A 16,578-nucleotide genomic window follows, 5' to 3' on the forward strand; every position below is an offset into this window, starting at 1 on the left:
GGAGTCGTCCTCCTCGAATCTCACCCGCGGGCCCGAACGCGCCGCATGGCAGACACGACATGGGTGCGCGGCGACGCTTTGTCAGGGGGATTGCGAAAACTTCATCCGCCGGCTGCGAAAAACGAGAAGCCCGACCTTTCGGCCGGGCTTCCCAAAGACGGATCCCGAACGCGGCCGTAGCCGCGCCGTCGCGTAATCCTAGAAGGTGCCGAACTTGTAGTTCAGGCCGGCGCGGACGACGGCGAACTCGTCGGAGCGGCGGCCGACGCCGCTGTAGACGACGGGGAAGTTGTTGGCGGCGTTGACGACGAGCGCGCCCTGGTTGCGGGTGCCGCGGTCGAGATTGACGTACAGGCCTTCGACCTTGAGCGTCACGGCCGACGAGCGGAAGAAGTTCAGGAAGGAGTCGGTGGGCAGGGCATACTCGATGCCGCCGCCGGCGGCCCAGCCGGTGCGGAAGCTGTCGTTGCCGGCATAGCCGCCGAAGGAGCGGTCGGCGCTGCCCGAGCCGTAGGCGAAGCCGCCGGTGCCGTAGATCAGGGTGCGGTCGAAGGCGTAGCCGAGGCGACCGCGGACGGTGCCGAAGAAGTCGAGGCTGGAGAGGCCGCGCGGGTCGGTGACGTAGTAGCCGGGGGCCAGCGCGCCGGAGATGAAGGCGTTGTTCCGGCTGCGGCCGAAGTCGAGGTACTGGGCGTCGGCCTCGACGCCGATGACGATGCCGGAGCCGGGCGTGAACTGGTAGTTGTAGCCGACCTGGCCACCGCCGGAGAAGCCGTCCTGGCTGCGGTTTCGGAAGGTGGCGACGGTGCCGGGGGCGGCGTAGGGGAAGGGCACGCCGAAGCTGGAACCGGTGTTGCGGTCGCTGGCGTCGAAAGCGTAGCCGGCGTTGATACCGAAATAGGCGCCGGTCCAGGTGAAGACCGGGACGGGGGTGAAGATCGGCGGCGGGGCGGCGCGGCGCGGCAGGTCGGCGGCGAAGGCCGAGCCGGCGAAGGCGACGGCCGCGAGGGCCGTGGTCACACGGAGCAGGGATTTCATGATCTGGTCCTCACTGGTGGTCCGCCCCGACCGTGGCCGGACGGGGGCGTAACCGGATCTGGCTGCGTTCCAGCGGTTCCAGGGCTGCTTTGCGCTCCGCGGTGTCGCCGACCGCATTCGCGGCCCCTTATGGCAACCCGCCGTTTATCCCCGGCACCTTGACCCCCCAACGCGGGCGAATGGCCAAGGTTCATTCACGGCTATGCTTTTTTCTCACCCGTGCATCGACAAAGTGTCGCACCTCTGGTGTCCGATGGCGGACCGTGCCGTCAGGGGACGAGCGTCACGGCGGAGATGAGGCGGCCGTAATCGGCCTCGCCGCGATGCGTGGTCCGCCGATAGCTGTAGAACCGCTCCGGATCCGCGTAGGTGCAGAGGTTGAGCGCGCTGGCTTCCCCGACCTCGGCCTCGGCGAGCCGGGCCAGGATGAAGCCCGGCAGGTCGAACTGCGCGTGTCCGGGCCGCGTGCCGGCCGCGAGGAAGCGCTCCATGCCGGGGGCGTCGGACCGGAACCGGGTGATGAAGTCCGGGCCGACCTCGTAGGAAGCCTGCCCGATCGTCGGGCCCAGCACGGCGACGATCCGCTGCCGCCGCGCGCCGAGCGCCTCCATCGCCGCCACCGTCGCGCCGATCACGCCGGTGAGGGCGCCCTTCCAGCCGGCATGGGCGGCACCGACGACCCCGTTCTCGGGATCCGCGAACAGGATCGGCCCGCAATCCGCCGTGGCGATACCGAGCGCCAGGCCCGGCACCCGCGTCACCATGGCGTCGGCCTTGGGCCGCTCCGCCGCCGCGAAGGGCGCTTCGACGGTGACGACATCGGCCGAGTGGACCTGGTACAGGCTGACGAGCCGATCCGGCGGCAGGCCGAGCCGGCCGCACATCCGCGCCCGGTTCTCGGCGACACGCTCCGGCACGTCCTGGGAGCCGAGCCCCCCGTTGAGCGACGCGTAGAGGCCGTCCGAAACCCCGCCGACGCGGGTGAAGAAGGCGTGGCGCACGCCCGCATGCGCGGAGAGTTCCGGCGCCTCGATGATCATGCCTGCGGTCACGGTCGGCCTCGCGGTTGCTCGTATCGCGCCCCGATAGCGCAAGGGCGGACCCTTGACGATGTCGTTCAACCGTCAGATTCTTGCTGCATTGCAGTATGGAGCCGATCCGGCTCCACCTTGAGAAGGATCGCAATGTCACGAGGGATCGAGACCGACGTCCTGCCCGAGACGCCCGAGGCTGAAGAGCCCCGGATCCCGAGCGCGCCCGCCCACCCCGTCACGGGAGAGCCCGCCGCCTTCGACCCGACCGACCTCAACCCGCCTGCACCGCCGACACCGCGGCCGTCCACCCAGACGGATTCCGGCTTCGGCTCCTTCGGCTGACCGAATCCGGCCCCCTGCGGGGCCGAGGAATCGGCCCGGCGGCTCAGGCCGCCGGAAACCCCGGGAGCGGTCCGAGGGCCGGGCCGCTCACCGCCATCACCTTGAACAGGCTGCCCATCCCGCCCCGACTCGGATCCGTGAGGCGGGTGATTGCCGCGTCGATCGCGGCGGATTGCGCCGCATTGGCCCGGGCCTTCAGACGTTCGGCACGGGCGCCGAGTCCGAGGGCGGCCAGGAAGTCGCCCTGGTCCACCGGCCCATGGATCGCCGCGCCTTCGGCCTGCGCCGCCTTCGCGTGGGCGGCGAAATCGACATGATGCGTCAGATCCGCCTCGCCGGGCGCGGCCAGTGGATCGGCGAAGCGATGCCCCGACAGGGCCTGGAGGGTGTCGCCGAAGCCCGGTCGGACATGGCCGTAATCGATGGCCAGCAGGGTGCCCCCCTGGGTGCGCAGACGCCGCGCCAAGCTGCGCATCAGCGCGAGCCCGGCCGTCGGCACACTCATGAGCACCCCGTCCGGGCCGTCCGCGTCGAGGCCGGGGGTCGGCTCCGGCGACAGCCCGAAGGCGAGGCCGCCCTGCGGATCGAGGCCGACCTGCCGCTCGTGCCATCCCGTCGGCCGGCGCTCGAACTGGCGCACCGGCAGGCAGTCGAAGAACTCGTTCGCCAGGATGATCGCGGGACCCGGAGGCAGCGACTCGATGTCGGCGTGCCACGCCGCGCCGGTCCCGGCGAGGAGGCGTTCCTGCGCGGCCCGCAGGACCGGGCTGGTCTCCACCAGTTGCGGCGCCACGCGCATTCCCGGGCGCGCCGCCCGCAACGCCCGCAGCGCGTCCGCCATCAGCGTGCCGCGGCCGGGCCCCAGCTCCACCAGAACCAGGGGATCGGGTCGTCCCATCAACTCGTGGACATAGGCGCTCCAGGCACCGATCAGCTCACCGAACATCTGGCTGATCTCGGGCGCGGTGGTGAAGTCGCCCCGGGCGCCCAGAGGGTCGCGGGTGCGGTAGTAGCCGTGGACCGGATGGCTGAGGCACAGGGCCATGTAGCGATCGACGCCGATCGGCCCGTTCTGGCGGATCAGCGCCGCGATCTCGGCTCCGAGGGGGCTCACGCCTCGACGGCCGCCTTGCGGTCCGCCTCGGCGGCGGGTGTCGCCACCGGATGGCGCGGACGCGTCCGGCCGGTCCCGGCCAGCACGATGTAGGTGAGGCCGACGACCATCATCGGCACGCACAGCAGCATGCCCATGGTCACGCCGCCGCCCATCGGACCGAAATGGTCGCCGAACAGGAAGCCGAGCTGGCGGTCCGGCTCGCGGAAGAACTCGCAGAAGGTCCGCGCCAGGGCGTAGCCGAGGACGAAGATGCCGCCGAGGAGGCCGGGCTTGCGGAAGCCGAACCGGCGGACGCTCACCGCCATCACGATGAACAGCAGCAGACCTTCTGTGGCGGCCTCGTAGAGCTGGCTCGGATGGCGGGGCACGGGCCCGCCGCTCGGGAACACGATGGCGTAGGGGAAGTCCGGCGCCACGCGGCCCCAGAGTTCGCCGTTCACGAAATTGGCGATCCGGCCGAAGAACAGGCCGATCGGTACGACCACCGCGCCGATGTCGAGGAGCGTGTAGCCGTTAAGGCCCTTGCCGCGCGCGAACAGCAGGAAGGCGAGGATCGCCCCGATGAAGCCGCCGTGGAACGACATGCCGCCGTTGCGGATCGCCAGGATCTCCATCGGATCGGCGATGTACATCGGGAGATTGTAGAACAGCACGTAGCCGATCCGGCCGCCGAGCACGACGCCGAGCGCCACCCAGACGACGAGGTCGTCGATGTCGACGACCTGCGGGCGCTTCACCACGCCCCAGAGGCTGTCGGCCATGACGAGGCGGCGCGCGTAGTACCACCCGCCGATCAGGCCGGCGATGTAGGCGAGGGCGTACCATTTGATCGTGATCGGCCCGATCGCGAGCGCCACAGGATCGATGGCCGGAAAGGGCAGGGCGAGGAACGGCATCAGTCTCACCTCCGGGGCGGCCGGATTGGACGCCGGAGGGGCGACGCGTCAAGCCCGGCGGAGGATCACCAGATCCGCTCCACGATACCGTCGAAGACGGTGTCTGCGGAGATCAGCGGATACGCGTAGTGGAGTGCGGTGGCGGCGAGGAGGCGGTCGAACGGATCACGATGGTGCCAGTCCATCGTGCCACCGGTGAGGCAGATGGCGGGCAGCAAGTCGGCGACCCGGCCGCCTTGCTGATCGAGGAGAGCGACGAGCTGATCGACATACGCGGCCATCTGGGGCCATTTTCCGACACGCACCTTCTGCGCGATCTCGAAGAACGAGATGGGACTGACTTCAACCGATCCCGCGCCGGTGATCGCCGCCCGCGCGCGGGCCGATAGCCTCGGATCGTCGGTCAGGCTCCATGCCCAAGTATGCGTATCGAGGAGAACGGCGGTCAAAGATCGCCTTCCCAGAGCGCGATCTCGTCCTCAGGGATCGGTTCGAGCCAATCCGGTCCTCGCCCCAGGGCAAGCGGAGGCAGAATGCCGACGCGGAACGAAGACGTAGTAATGGGCACGATGCGGGCTACGGGCCGGTCTGCCTGGGAAAGGATCACGTCCTCGCCCTGTGCGGCGGCTTCGATAAGTTGCGGAAGGCGGCCTCCGGCAGCCTCGACGCTGATGCGCATGATGGCGCTCGCTCACGGAATCTAAGACTAGAGCCTACCTGCTCCACGATGGCGAGCAAGTCGGCGCTGCGTCCTCAATTCCGGAGGAACAGGAAACCGTGGCCACCCGGCCCGCTACAGTAGGCCGCCGTGCGATCGGCGGAGATTCGCAAGCGCGGGCTTTCCGGACGGTCCGTCGCGAACAGGCGATCTAAATCAGTTGCTCCAAACACGTAGCGGGTCGCGGCCCGGTCGGCGGGCCCGAAGACGAGCCGCCGTTCGGTGGCGGGCACGCGATAATGCAGCAGTTCCACGTGCGGCACCGGCTCCGATGGTTCCAGCGCCAGCACATCGACCTGCGGATCGTCCAGGCCATCGAGGCGTGCCTGTTCCGGGCCCTGATTCAGGCCGCGTTCCGCCAGCGTGAGACCGAGGGGGCCGGTCAGGAAGGCCAGGGTCGCCTCAAGATCGGTGACGGTGATCGCCGAGTGATCGATCCCCAGAAACAGCCCCGGCGCCTCGCGCCAGCGGTCGGCCGGGGGGCCGCCGGGAAAGACGATCAGCTCCAGCGGGTGCCCGTCGGGGTCACGGAACTTGTAGGCGGTCACGCCCCCCGTGGATTCCGGCAGGCGCTGGGGACCGCCGCGGCTGATGGGAATCGGGGATAGCGGCGCGAGCTGCGCCATCGCGGCCGCCATGTCGCGGACCGGGATCGCGAGATGCTGGAAGAACGGGTCGGTCGCCGCCGGATCGGCCGGGTAGGGCGCACCGGGCGGATCCACCGTGAGGAAGGTGACGGTCTGCGCGCCGAGCCGCATGCGCAGCTGCGTCGCGCGCCTGTCCCCGAGTCCCATCGCTTCCGCCTGCGCGGGGGGCAGGGGTTCCGGCGGCGCGATCCGCGCGAAGCCGAGCCCGTCCCGGTAGAAGGCTTCCGTGACGGCGAGGTCCGCGACAGTGCGGCCGAACCCGATGAGCGCCCGCACCCCGCTCACAGGAGAGGAGCCCCCCGCACGTTCACGTAGATCGCGTAGAGCGCCTGCGAGGCGCAGAGGAAGAGGCGGCTGTTGTTGCGGCCGCCGAAGGTCAGGTTGGCGACCGTCGCGGGCACGCGGATCTTGCCGACCAGCTCGCCGCCCGGGTCGATGCAGTGGACCCCGTCCCCGGCGCTCGACCAGAGATTGCCATGCTCGTCGCAGCGGATCCCGTCGGCATTGCCCGGTGCGATCGTGCAGAAGACGGCGCCCCCGGACAGGCCGCCGTCTTCGCCGACGTCGAACACGCGGACGTGCTGGAGCGGGTCGGTGTCGAACTGTAGGCCGGTCTCGACGATGTAGAGCCTGCGCTCGTCGGGCGAGAAGCACAGCCCGTTCGGCCCCTGGAAATCGTCGGCCACCACCCGCAGCGAGCCGTCGCGCGGGTCGAACCGGTAGACTGCGGCGGGCAGCTCGGAATCCTGCTTGCCGCCTTCGTAGTCGGTCTGGATGCCGTAGGGCGGATCCGAGAACCAGATCGTCCCGTCCGACTTGCAGACGATGTCGTTGGGCGAGTTCAGCCGCCGCCCCCGGTAGCGCTCCACGAGGCTGGTGATGCTTCCGTCGAGTTCGGTGCGGTGGATGCGCCGGCCGCGATGCGAGCAGGACAGCAACCGTCCCTGGCGGTCGCGGGCATGGCCGTTCTCGAAGTCGCTCGCCGCCCGGTAGACGCTCAGGCCGGCAGAGTCGGACCAGCGCATCACCCGGTTGTTCGGGAGATCCGAGAACAGCAGCTCGTCGCGGTCGCCGAACCAGACTGGACCCTCCGTCCAGCGGAACCCCTCGGCGAGCTTCTCCAGCGGCGCGTTCGGCAGGATGTAGGCCTTGAAGCGCGGCTGCGTGAGGTCGAAGCCCTCCATCAGACCGGGCCTACTTGAAGCGGCCGGGCTGATTGACGGTCGGCTCGACCTGCAGGCCGGTCACGATCATGGTGCAGGGCTCGTCGCCCACCGTGCCGGACAGGTGGCCCTTCTTGCCGTCCCGCGCCTTCGTGTTCTGGTCCTCGCCCATCATCAGCTCGCCCGGGCCCATCTCGACCCGGTGGCCGTCCATGGTCTCGACGAACCAGCGCCCCGAGAGGATGGCGATCCATTGCGGCCGCGGATTCTCGTGCCACTCGCCCACCCACCCGACCGGCAGGACCGTGAAGGTCACGACCGACGGGGCCGGATCCATCTTGTCGTTCCACTGCGGCGCGGTCTCGGGGTTGATCCCCTCGAACTTGAACCGCTCGAGCTGGAACAGCTCCTGGCGGCTCACCCCCTCCGCATCGGTGTAGACGTGCCAGTACGGCATCTTCGGAGGGGTCTGCTCGCTCATCGTCGCTCCTGCCGCGGCGGGACACTTGTTGTCCCACAACGGCCGGGCTTGGCGATGGTTCGCGCGCGGATGTCGGCGATCGGGACGGCCGACGTGCCGTCCCGAGGCCGGACCCGCCAGCGGCCCGCGCCGTCACATCTGCTCGGGGATCCGATCCGTCTGCGCGAGGTTCGAGAACCGGGTGATGTTGGCGTCGAACTGCAGCTCCACCGTGCCGGTCGGGCCGTGACGCTGCTTGCCGAGGATGACCTCGGCCTTGCCGTGGACGCGCTGCATCTCGGCTTCCCAGGCGAAGAACTCTTCGGTCCCTTCGCGGGGCTTCTTGTTGCCGACGTAGTATTCCTCACGGAACACGAACATCACCACGTCGGCGTCCTGCTCGATCGAGCCCGATTCGCGAAGGTCGGCGAGCTGCGGGCGCTTGTCGTCGCGGTTCTCCACCTGACGCGAGAGCTGCGACAGGCCGATGATCGGCACCGCCAGTTCCTTGGCGAGCGCCTTCATGCCCGTGGTGATCTCGGTCATCTCCTGCACGCGGTTGTCGCTGCGCTTGCCGGAGCCCGACAACAGCTGGAGATAGTCGACGATCAGCAGATCCAGCCCCTTCTGGCGCTTGAGGCGCCGGGCCCGGGCGGCGAGCTGGGCGATCGAGATGCCGCCGCTCTGGTCGATGTAGAACGGGATCGTCTGCATGTCGCGGGCGGCATCGGTGATCTTGTAGAAATCTTCCGGCCGGATGTCGCCGCGGCGGATCTTGTAGGAGGGGACGCCCGACTGCTCGGCGATGATACGGGTGGCGAGCTGCTCGGCCGACATTTCGAGGGAGAAGAACCCGACGATCCCGCCATTCACGGTCTTGGTCGTGCCGTCCGCCTGCTTCTCGCCGCGATAGGCCTTGGCGATGTTGAAGGCGATGTTGGTCACCAGCGAGGTCTTGCCCATGGCCGGGCGGCCCGCGAGAATGATCAGGTCGGAGGGCTGGAGGCCGCCCATCTTGGCGTCGAGATCGCTGAGGCCCGTGGCGATGCCGGAGAGCTTGCCCTCGCGCTGATAGGCCTTGGCGGCCATGTCGACCGCGGCGGTCAGCGCGTCGGAGAACTTCTGGAAGCCGCCGTCGTAGCGTCCGGCCTCGGCCAGTTCGTAGAGCCGCCGCTCGGTTTCCTCGATTTGGTCGCGCGGCGCCTGCTCCACGGGCGCCTCGTAGGCGCCGTTCACCAGATCCTCGCCGATGGTGATCAGCCGGCGGCGGATGGCGAGGTCGTAGATCGTGCGGCCGTACTCGCCGGCATTGATCACCGTGGTGGCGTCGGCGGCGAGCCGGGCGAGGTATTGCATCACCGTCTGGCCGCCGAAATCGGCGTCGCCCAGATAGGTCTTCATGGTGATGGGCGTGGCGAGCTTGCCCGCCTTGATCAGGGATGCCGCCACCGTGAAGATCTGCTGGTGGGCATCCTCCATGAAGTGCTCGGCCAGCAGGAAGTCCGACACCCGGTAATAGGCGTCGTTGTTCACCAGGATCGCGCCCAGCAGCGCCTGCTCCGCGTCGATGTTGTGCGGGGCGACGCGGTACTCGGCCTGGACCGTTTCGAGCTTGGCCGTGAGCGCATTGGGCAGGGCCATCGGCGGACGACTCCGTATCAGGCGCCGCGGCGGGCGCGCCAGGATCACACCGCACGACCTTGGCCTCGGTATGGTTACCGAAGCTTAGCCGACGGCCGGTTCTCCCGGGCCGGGGCGCGGAAAAGCGGACGCCCGCCGACTCTCGCGAGCGGCGGGCGTCCATGCTGGAACAAAACTGGAACGTGTCAAGTCTCGGGGGCAATCGTCCCCAGTGTTCACCGGTATACAGGGCTGGGGACGGTTCCCAGCCGAGCCCGAACGCGGCGCGTCCGGCGCCCGGCCTAGGGCGTGGCCCGGTCCGGTCCGGTACCCGGCCCGCTGTCCCGCACGCCCGACCGGCCCCGAAGCCGGTCGGACTATCCGCGGAAGAAATCAGCCGCGGTCGTCGGCACCCTCGCCGGCATCGGCCAGCGCCATGCCGACCTCGAGACCCAGGTCGTCGAGGTTGAACGCCTCGCGCTCGGTGACCGACTCGCCGCGGGCCTGACGCTCGGCCTCCTCGGGGCTGCGGGCGACGTTGACGGTGATCTCGACCTCGACCTCGGGGTGCAGCACCACCGGGACCTTATGGAGACCCAGGGTCTTGATCGGCTGGTTCAGGGTGAACTGGCCGCGGTCGACCGTGAAGCCCTCCTTCGAGACGACCTCGGCGAGGTCGCGGGTCGAGACGGAGCCGTAGAGCACGCCGGTCTCGCCCGACTGGCGGATCAGGACGAAGCTCTGGCCGTTCAGCTTCTCGGCGACGGCCTCGGCGTCCTTCTTGCGGTCGAGGTTGCGGGCCTCGAGCTGGGCGCGCTGGGCCTCGAAATGCTTCTTGTTGGCTTCCGTCGCGCGCAGAGCCTTGCCGCGGGCGAGCAGGAAGTTGCGGGCGAAGCCCGGGCGGACATTCACGGTCTCGCCCATCTGGCCAAGCTTGGCCACGCGCTCGAGCAGGATCACTTCCATGGTCTTTCTCCTTCAGGTGGTCGGCCGCTGAGGCCGGGGTCTCACGTCGCCGGGCTGTCCTTGGGACGCCGGCGGTCGAGGGCTGTATCGGCGAGGCCGAACAGGGTGAGGGCGACCAGGGCGATACCCTGGGTCACGAACAGGATCAGATACATGCCGAACAGCATCAGCCCGCGTCCGGGCCGGCCGCGGGAACGGTCGTGGAAGGCGGCGAGTCCCTGAAGGGCGAAGGCTGCGCTGAAGGCTCCGACCAGCGCGACGCCGAAGACGCCGACATAGCCGGGGGCGAAGCACATCGCGACGGCGGCCGCGAGCACCGCGAGCGTCGAGCGCGGCATCGTGGTGGAGGGGATGTCCGGCCAGGGCCGCGGCAGGCGGCCCGAGATCTTCACGATCCGGGCCGAGGCCCAAAGATAGAAGGCCAGCAGCAGCGCGAGACCGTTCGCCGCCAAGGCCGGTACCACCCGGGCGAGGGCATCCGCGACCTCGGTCCGCGTCACGTCGGCCTGATCGTCACCGGTCTGCGGCGCCGGCTCGGGCGCGACCGCCGCGTCCTGTCCGCCCGCGTCCTGTCCGGCCGTGCCTTGGCCGGCGGCGTCCTGGCCGGCGGCGTCGGAGCCGGTCGCCGGCGCACCGGCGCGTCGGGTTTCGGCGGGGCTGCGGGTTGCAGGCATGCGCGTCTGCACCAGCGTCTGGGCGAGCCCGCGCAGCTGCGCATCGAAGGCCGCGTGATTCGGCGAGGACAGGACCGCGATGGCGATGAAGGCGAGGGCGGCCGTGGCGGCGATCCAGCCGAGCAGGCGGCCGGTCGGGTACCATTCAAGGCCGGCTTGCGTCTCGCGCCCGAGGAGCGTGAGGTAGGCGAGCCACCAGGCGGGGAGGGCGATGTAGGCCGCGAAGGCGAGCCCCATGAACGGGGCGATCACGAGGATCAGCACGAGGCTGCCGGTGGCCGCCGCCACGAGCGCGGCCTTATGGCTCCAGCCGAGGCCGACGATCAGGATCGGCAGCGGTGCCACGAGGTAGAGCAGGATCGCGAGGGGGGTCGCCTTCAGAAGCACCCCGAACAGGAGTGCCGAGACGAGGCCCGCGCCGATACCGATGCCGATATGCTGTGCCATGAATTCCGCTGTCCCGCTGCCGGTGCGGCAGGGTTAGAGGCACGGATACGCCCCAACGATCGGGCGGCGCGCGCCGCCCTCTGTGAGGACCGGCCCGGGCGAGAGCCGGGCCGGTCGATTCGGTGACCTACTTTATCACGTAGGGCAGCAGGCCGAGGAAGCGGGCACGCTTGATCGCCTGGGCGAGCTCGCGCTGCTTCTTGGCCGAGACCGCGGTGATCCGCGACGGGACGATCTTGCCGCGCTCCGACACGTAGCGGGAGAGGAGCTTGACGTCCTTGTAGTCGATCTTCGGCGCGTTCGCGCCGGAGAACGGGCAGGTCTTGCGACGACGGAAGAAGGGACGGCGTCCGCCGCCTGCACCAGCACCGAAAGCCATGGGTTAGCCCTCCCCGCCGAAGCTGCGCTCGCCGCGGTCACCGCGATCGCCGCGGTCACCCCGGTCGCCGCCGAAGCCGCCACCACCGAAGCCCTCGTCATCCCGACGACGGCCGCGCTCGCGATCCTTGCGGTCGTCGCGGTCGCGCTTCTGCATCATGGCGGACGGCTCGGAATCGAGCTCCTCGACCCGGATGGTCATGAAGCGCAGCACGTCCTCGGAGATCTGCATCTGGCGCTCCATCTCGGCGATGGCGGCCGGCGGGGCGTCGATGTTGAGGAGCGCGAAATGCGCCTTGCGGTTCTTCTTGATCCGGTAGGCGAGGGACTTCACGCCCCACATCTCGATCTTCTCGAGACGGCCACCGTTCTGCTCGATCACACCCTTGTAGGTGTCGATCATCGTCTCGACCTGCTGGGACGTCACGTCCTGGCGGGCCAAGAGCACATGCTCGTAGAGAGGCATATCGGGCCTTTCATCGTCAAAAGGAGCCCGGCCGCCGGAGGGCGGCTGAGTCGGGCCGGTTCATCTCGCGAGACGCTCGGCGCCAAGCCCTTCGAGCCGATTTTCAGGCCCGAGCGGTTGATCGAAGGCGGAGACACCGGACGACGGGATCCGACAAGATCCCTATGCCGCGAGCAGCATTGTCCGTTCAGCCCCCGGCCGGAGCGAACGCGAGGGGCGGCGCATAGTCGGTTTTTGCCGCGCTGGCAAGTTCGCCGCGCGCTTCAGGCATCCCGGTGCGGCGCCGGAGTAGGCATCGGATCTGGCGCGCCACGCTGCCGGGCTCGTGGCAAGGCTCGAGCCGGAGACCGCGCGGGGGCAGCGCCGTCCGGGCCTGATTCTGCGAGCGGACGGCGGGGCGGCCACGATCGGTCTCCGGATCCGTCGACGGGCACCGCGGCTTGCCGCTCGGGCGGTTCGATGACACAAGCGCGGCGCAGCTGGGGATCCCCGGCCGCGCTGGTTGTTCGGTAATTCTCCAGATCCGTGATGGCAGAGGCCCCATCTTCCGGCCCCTCCGAGGTCGGTCCCGTGCTGATCACCGGCGCGAGCGGCTTCCTCGGCTCAGCCCTGGTCGACGTCTTTCGCCGGGCCGGCTTCCCGGTGCGCATCCTCGTGCGCGCGTCGAGCCCGCGCCGCAACCTCACCTGGACCGACGTGGAGATCGCCGAGGGCGACATGCGCGACCCGGCCGCCGTGGCGGCGGCGATGCGCGGCCAGCGCTACCTGATCCACGCCGCCGCCGATTACCGGCTGTGGGCGCCGGACATGGAAGAGATCGTCCGCACCAACCGCGACGGCACGCGCCTGATGATGCGCGCGGCGCTGGAGGCCGGGGTTGAGCGGGTCGTGTACACATCGAGCGTCGCGACGATCCGGCCGCCGGCCGACGGCGTCACGCCCTCCGACGAGACCATGCCGCTGACGCCCGAGACCGCCATCGGCGCCTACAAGCGCAGCAAGGTCGTGGCCGAGCGGGTGGTCGAGGAGATGGTCGCCCGCGACGGCCTGCCGGCGGTGATCGTCAACCCGTCGACGCCGATCGGCCCCCGCGACGTCAAGCCGACGCCCACCGGGCGGATCATCCAGGAGGCGGCGCTGGGCAAGATGCCGGCCTTCGTGGATACCGGGCTCAACCTCGCTCACGTGGACGACGTGGCCCACGGCCATCTCCTGGCGCTCCGCAAGGGGCGGGTGGGCGAGCGCTATATTCTCGGCGGTGAGGACGTGTTCCTGTCGCAGATGCTCGCCGACATCGCCGGCATGGTCGGTCGCAAGCCGCCGACCGTGAACCTGCCGCGGGCCGTGGTCTATCCCGTCGCGTTCTTCGCCCAGCTCGCCGCCCGGGTCACCGGAAACCAGCCCTTCGCGACGATCGACGGCATCCGCATGTCGCGGTACCGGATGTTCTTCTCGGATCGGAAGGCGCGCGCCGAACTCGGCTACACGGCCCGGCCCTACCGCGAGGGCCTGTCGGACGCGATCACGTGGTTCCGTGAGGCGGGGTACCTCGCATGAGCACCCTCGAATCCGCCACCGCGACCCGTTCCGGCAAGGGGCACCGCGACGAGAACTTCCCCGTCGCCTCGCACCTGATCCATCCCCGCCATCGCGGCGCGATCCTGGCCTTCTACAATTTCGTCCGCGCCGGCGACGACGTGGCCGATCACGCGGAGCTGTCGCCGGAGCGCAAGATCGCGCTCCTCGACAGCCTGGCCGATTCGCTGACCGGCGCCGGCCCGTCCGATCCGGAGGCCGAGCCGCTCAAGCGCGAGCTCGCGGCCCGCGGCCTGCCGCCCCGCCACGCCCTGGAACTCCTCGACGCGTTCCGCATGGACGCCCGCAAGAGCCGATACGCGGATTGGGATGAGCTGATCCACTACTGCCGCTTTTCGGCCATGCCGGTGGGGCGCTTCGTCCTCGACGTGCACGGCGAGGATCCGGCCCGGGTCTACGGGGCCTCCGACGCCATCTGCGCGGCCCTTCAGGTGATCAACCACCTTCAGGATTGCGGCAAGGACTACGCCGCCCTGGACCGGGTCTACCTCCCGCAGGATTGCCTGGATCGGCACGGCGCCACGGTGGCGATGCTCGGCGAGGCCAAGGCGCCGCCGCAACTCCGGGCGGTGATCCGCGAACTGGCGCAGAGATGCCTCGACCTCCTCGACGAGGGCGCGGTCCTGCCGGATCTGATCGACGACCTGCGCCTGTCGCTGGAGATCGCCGCCATCCACCGCCTCGCCGTGGTGCTGAGCCGGGGCCTGCTGGAGCGCGACCCGCTCTCGGAGAAGGTCCATCACGGCAAGGCCGCCTTCGCCCTGACGGCTCTGGGTGGCGTCGCAGCCACCCTGGCACGCCGGCCCTTCCGCGGGCGCACGATCCGGGCCGCGGCTCAAGGAATCCGCTCGTGACCGCCACCGCCACGCCCGCCCAGAACCCAGAGAGCGCCGCCCCGGCGCTGCCCGCCGCCGGCTCCTCCTTCTATACGGCGATGCGCCTGCTGCCGAAGGAGCGGCGGGAGGCGATGTATGCCGTCTACGCCTTCTGCCGCGCCGTCGACGACGTCGCCGATGACGGCGGCACTCGCGCCGTGCGGCAGGCCGAGCTCGACCGCTGGCGGGCCGATATCGACGCGCTCTACGCCGGCCGGCCCGCGCCGCGCGTGTGCGACCTCGTGGAGCCCGTGCGCCGCTTCGGCCTGAAGCGGGAGGATTTCCAGGCGGTCATCGACGGCATGGCCATGGACGCCGTCGAGGACATCGTCGCCCCCGACGCCGAAACCCTCGACCTCTACTGCGACCGGGTCGCGAGCGCGGTCGGCCGGCTGTCGGTGCGGATCTTCGGCATGCCGGAGGCGGACGGCATCCGGCTGGCGTGGCACCAGGGCCGGGCGCTCCAGCTCACCAACATCCTCCGCGACATCGACGAGGATGCGGAGCGCGGCCGGCTCTACCTGCCGCGCGAGAAGCTCCAGGCGATCGGCCTCACAGATCCGACGCCGGTCCAGGCGATCAGCCACCCGCGCATCGGCGAGGTCTGCATCTCCCTCGCCCGCGAGGCGGAGGAGCATTACGAGGCGACCTGGGAGATCATCCGCCGCAGCCCCCGCAAGGCCACCAAGGCCGCCCGGCTGATGGCGGCGGCCTATCACCTCTATCTCAAGGCGGTCGTCGACCGCGGCTGGGCGATGCCCCGGGCGCGGGTGAAGCCCGGCAAGCTCGCGCTGCTGGGCGTCGTCCTCCGGCACGGCCTGATCTGATGGGCACCGTCCACGTCGTCGGCGCCGGCCTGGCCGGCCTCTCCGCAGCCGTCGCCCTCGCGGAATCCGGTGTCCGGGTGGTCCTGCATGAGGCCGCCAAGCAGGCGGGTGGCCGCTGCCGCTCGTACTACGATCCGGCACTCGGCCTGACCATCGACAACGGCAACCACCTGCTGCTGTCCGGCAATGCCGATGCCCTGGGCTTCCTCAGGACCATCGGTGCCCCGGCCGATGCCCTGACCGGTCCGGACACGGCGGAGTTCGACTTCGCCGATCTGAAGACGGGCGAGCGCTGGCGCCTGCGGCCCAACGCCGGGCGGCTGCCCTGGTGGGTGATGAGCCCGGCGCGCCGCGTTCCCGGCACCCGGGCGCGGGACTATCTGGCGCCCCTCGGCATCCTGCGGGCGGCCTCCGGCAAGGCGGAGGGCGCGGGCGGGACCATCGGCGCGCACATGGCCTGCGAGGGCCCGCTCTACCGGCGCCTCTGGCATCCGGTGCTGCTCGCCGCCCTCAACACCGAGCCCCGCGACAGCGATGTCGGGCTGGCGGCCCGGATCCTCCGCGAGACCCTGGGCGCCGGCGGGAAGGCCTGCCGACCCCTCGTCGCCGTGGAAGGCCTGTCCTACGCCTTCGTCGACCCGGCGATTCGCTATCTCACCGCGCGCGGCTCCGAGATCCGCCTGAGCCGGCGCCTGCGCGGGCTCGAGACCGTGGACGGTCGCGTCGGGCAACTCGTGTTCGCGGATGGCGCCGAGAGCCTCGGCCCGGAGGACGGCGTCGTGCTGGCGCTGCCCCCGTGGGTGGCCCGGGAAGTGTTGCCCGGTCTCCTCGCCCCGACGGAATTCCGCTCCATCGTGAACGCGCATTTCGCGCTCGCTCCGAAGCCCGGCAGCCCCCTCGTCCTCGGCGTCGTCAACAGTCTCACGGAGTGGCTTTTCGCCTATCCGGACCGGTATTCGGTCACGATCAGCGGTGCCGACCGGCTTCTCGATGTGTCCCGCGAAGACCTCGCGCGGCAGATTTGGGCCGAGATCGCACAGTTGTGCAACCTTGCACCGGATCTGCCCAGCTGGCAGATCGTAAAGGAGAAGCGTGCGACCTTCGCGGCGACGCCGGCAGAAGCCGCGCGGCGCTCGGGGGCCGAAACCGCCTACGAGAATCTCGTCCTGGCAGGCGATTGGACTGCGACCGGCCTGCCATCGACGATCGAGGGAGCGATCCGTTCGGGCCAGACGGCCGCGCGTTCCTTGCGCGCGGCATCGGTCGTGCGCTCTGGAACCCCAGCGCGCGGCGCAGCTTGAGGCATGGCGTCCG

General features: G+C 70.0%; 19 protein-coding genes. 5 read left to right on the forward strand and 14 right to left on the reverse strand.

Features of this window, described 5'->3' with window-relative positions; genetic code table 11:
* Positions 1-198: 198 nt before the first annotated feature.
* Together P9K36_RS29345 and pgeF are read right to left on the reverse strand one after the other, a co-directional pair.
* The gene (locus tag P9K36_RS29345; protein ID WP_043760339.1) at positions 199-1,038 is read right to left on the reverse strand and encodes a porin family protein; all 840 of its coding nucleotides are present in this window, start codon (positions 1,036-1,038) and stop codon (positions 199-201) included.
* Positions 1,039-1,307: 269 nt separating this feature from the next.
* The gene (gene pgeF, locus P9K36_RS29350; RefSeq protein WP_043346897.1) at positions 1,308-2,078 is read right to left on the reverse strand and encodes a peptidoglycan editing factor PgeF; all 771 of its coding nucleotides are present in this window, start codon (positions 2,076-2,078) and stop codon (positions 1,308-1,310) included.
* Positions 2,079-2,222: 144 nt separating this feature from the next.
* On the opposite strand from pgeF, the gene P9K36_RS29355 reads away from it, so the two are divergent.
* On the forward strand, positions 2,223-2,414 hold the full coding sequence (locus P9K36_RS29355) for a hypothetical protein (RefSeq protein ID WP_043346894.1): 192 nt from the start codon (positions 2,223-2,225) through the stop codon (positions 2,412-2,414).
* 43 nt (positions 2,415-2,457) lie between these two features.
* On the opposite strand, the gene P9K36_RS29360 is transcribed toward P9K36_RS29355, so the two are convergent.
* The 12 genes from P9K36_RS29360 to rpsF form a co-directional block, all read right to left on the reverse strand.
* Complete coding sequence (locus tag P9K36_RS29360; RefSeq protein ID WP_043760340.1) at positions 2,458-3,528, reverse strand: SAM-dependent methyltransferase; 1,071 nt, start codon at positions 3,526-3,528, stop codon at positions 2,458-2,460.
* A complete protein-coding gene (lgt, locus tag P9K36_RS29365) occupies positions 3,525-4,430 on the reverse strand; it encodes a prolipoprotein diacylglyceryl transferase (RefSeq protein ID WP_043346904.1) in 906 nt (301 codons plus the stop codon). Before lgt ends, P9K36_RS29360 begins: the two co-directional genes overlap by 4 nt.
* 62 nt (positions 4,431-4,492) lie before the next feature.
* Positions 4,493-4,876 carry a type II toxin-antitoxin system VapC family toxin gene (locus P9K36_RS29370; RefSeq protein ID WP_043760341.1) on the reverse strand — a complete coding sequence of 128 codons (384 nt, stop codon included), beginning with the start codon at positions 4,874-4,876 and terminating at the stop codon, positions 4,493-4,495.
* Positions 4,873-5,106, reverse strand: a complete 234-nt coding sequence (locus tag P9K36_RS29375; protein WP_043346886.1) for a type II toxin-antitoxin system prevent-host-death family antitoxin — start codon at positions 5,104-5,106, stop codon at positions 4,873-4,875. Before P9K36_RS29375 ends, P9K36_RS29370 begins: the two co-directional genes overlap by 4 nt.
* A 74-nt stretch (positions 5,107-5,180) precedes the next feature.
* Positions 5,181-6,068 (reverse strand): VOC family protein, encoded by an 888-nt coding sequence (locus P9K36_RS29380; RefSeq protein WP_236961728.1) that lies wholly within the window; start codon positions 6,066-6,068, stop codon positions 5,181-5,183.
* A 5-nt stretch (positions 6,069-6,073) separates the two neighbouring features.
* On the reverse strand, positions 6,074-6,976 hold the full coding sequence (locus tag P9K36_RS29385) for an SMP-30/gluconolactonase/LRE family protein (RefSeq protein ID WP_111473211.1): 903 nt from the start codon (positions 6,974-6,976) through the stop codon (positions 6,074-6,076).
* Between the two features lie 10 nt (positions 6,977-6,986).
* Positions 6,987-7,436, reverse strand: coding sequence for a cupin (locus P9K36_RS29390; protein ID WP_043760345.1), 450 nt, complete (start codon positions 7,434-7,436; stop codon positions 6,987-6,989).
* Positions 7,437-7,568: 132 nt separating this feature from the next.
* Positions 7,569-9,056 carry a replicative DNA helicase gene (locus P9K36_RS29395; RefSeq protein WP_043346877.1) on the reverse strand — a complete coding sequence of 496 codons (1,488 nt, stop codon included), beginning with the start codon at positions 9,054-9,056 and terminating at the stop codon, positions 7,569-7,571.
* Between the two features lie 372 nt (positions 9,057-9,428).
* Positions 9,429-10,001, reverse strand: coding sequence for a 50S ribosomal protein L9 (rplI, locus tag P9K36_RS29400; protein WP_043346875.1), 573 nt, complete (start codon positions 9,999-10,001; stop codon positions 9,429-9,431).
* Positions 10,002-10,042: 41 nt separating this feature from the next.
* Positions 10,043-11,122 carry a DUF2232 domain-containing protein gene (locus tag P9K36_RS29405; RefSeq protein ID WP_278306305.1) on the reverse strand — a complete coding sequence of 360 codons (1,080 nt, stop codon included), beginning with the start codon at positions 11,120-11,122 and terminating at the stop codon, positions 10,043-10,045.
* 127 nt (positions 11,123-11,249) lie between these two features.
* A complete protein-coding gene (gene rpsR, locus P9K36_RS29410; protein WP_007561044.1) occupies positions 11,250-11,501 on the reverse strand; it encodes a 30S ribosomal protein S18 in 252 nt (83 codons plus the stop codon).
* A 3-nt stretch (positions 11,502-11,504) separates the two neighbouring features.
* Positions 11,505-11,966 (reverse strand): 30S ribosomal protein S6, encoded by a 462-nt coding sequence (rpsF, locus tag P9K36_RS29415; protein WP_020090632.1) that lies wholly within the window; start codon positions 11,964-11,966, stop codon positions 11,505-11,507.
* A gap of 528 nt (positions 11,967-12,494) precedes the next feature.
* Here rpsF and hpnA point away from each other — a divergent pair.
* The 4 genes from hpnA to hpnE are packed head-to-tail and all read left to right on the forward strand — an operon-like array spanning position 12,495 to position 16,565.
* Positions 12,495-13,523, forward strand: coding sequence for a hopanoid-associated sugar epimerase (gene hpnA / locus P9K36_RS29420; protein ID WP_043346872.1), 1,029 nt, complete (start codon positions 12,495-12,497; stop codon positions 13,521-13,523).
* A complete protein-coding gene (hpnC, locus tag P9K36_RS29425) occupies positions 13,520-14,416 on the forward strand; it encodes a squalene synthase HpnC (protein WP_043760346.1) in 897 nt (298 codons plus the stop codon). The genes hpnA and hpnC overlap by 4 nt, the downstream gene beginning before the upstream one ends.
* On the forward strand, positions 14,413-15,264 hold the full coding sequence (hpnD, locus tag P9K36_RS29430; protein ID WP_043760347.1) for a presqualene diphosphate synthase HpnD: 852 nt from the start codon (positions 14,413-14,415) through the stop codon (positions 15,262-15,264). Before hpnC ends, hpnD begins: the two co-directional genes overlap by 4 nt.
* Positions 15,264-16,565 (forward strand): hydroxysqualene dehydroxylase HpnE, encoded by a 1,302-nt coding sequence (gene hpnE, locus P9K36_RS29435; RefSeq protein ID WP_278306306.1) that lies wholly within the window; start codon positions 15,264-15,266, stop codon positions 16,563-16,565. The genes hpnD and hpnE overlap by 1 nt, the downstream gene beginning before the upstream one ends.
* The last annotated feature ends 13 nt before the right edge of the window (positions 16,566-16,578 follow it).

This window comes from Methylobacterium sp. 391_Methyba4 (assembly GCF_029691625.1).
Taxonomy (GTDB): Bacteria; Pseudomonadota; Alphaproteobacteria; order Rhizobiales; family Beijerinckiaceae; genus Methylobacterium; species Methylobacterium fujisawaense.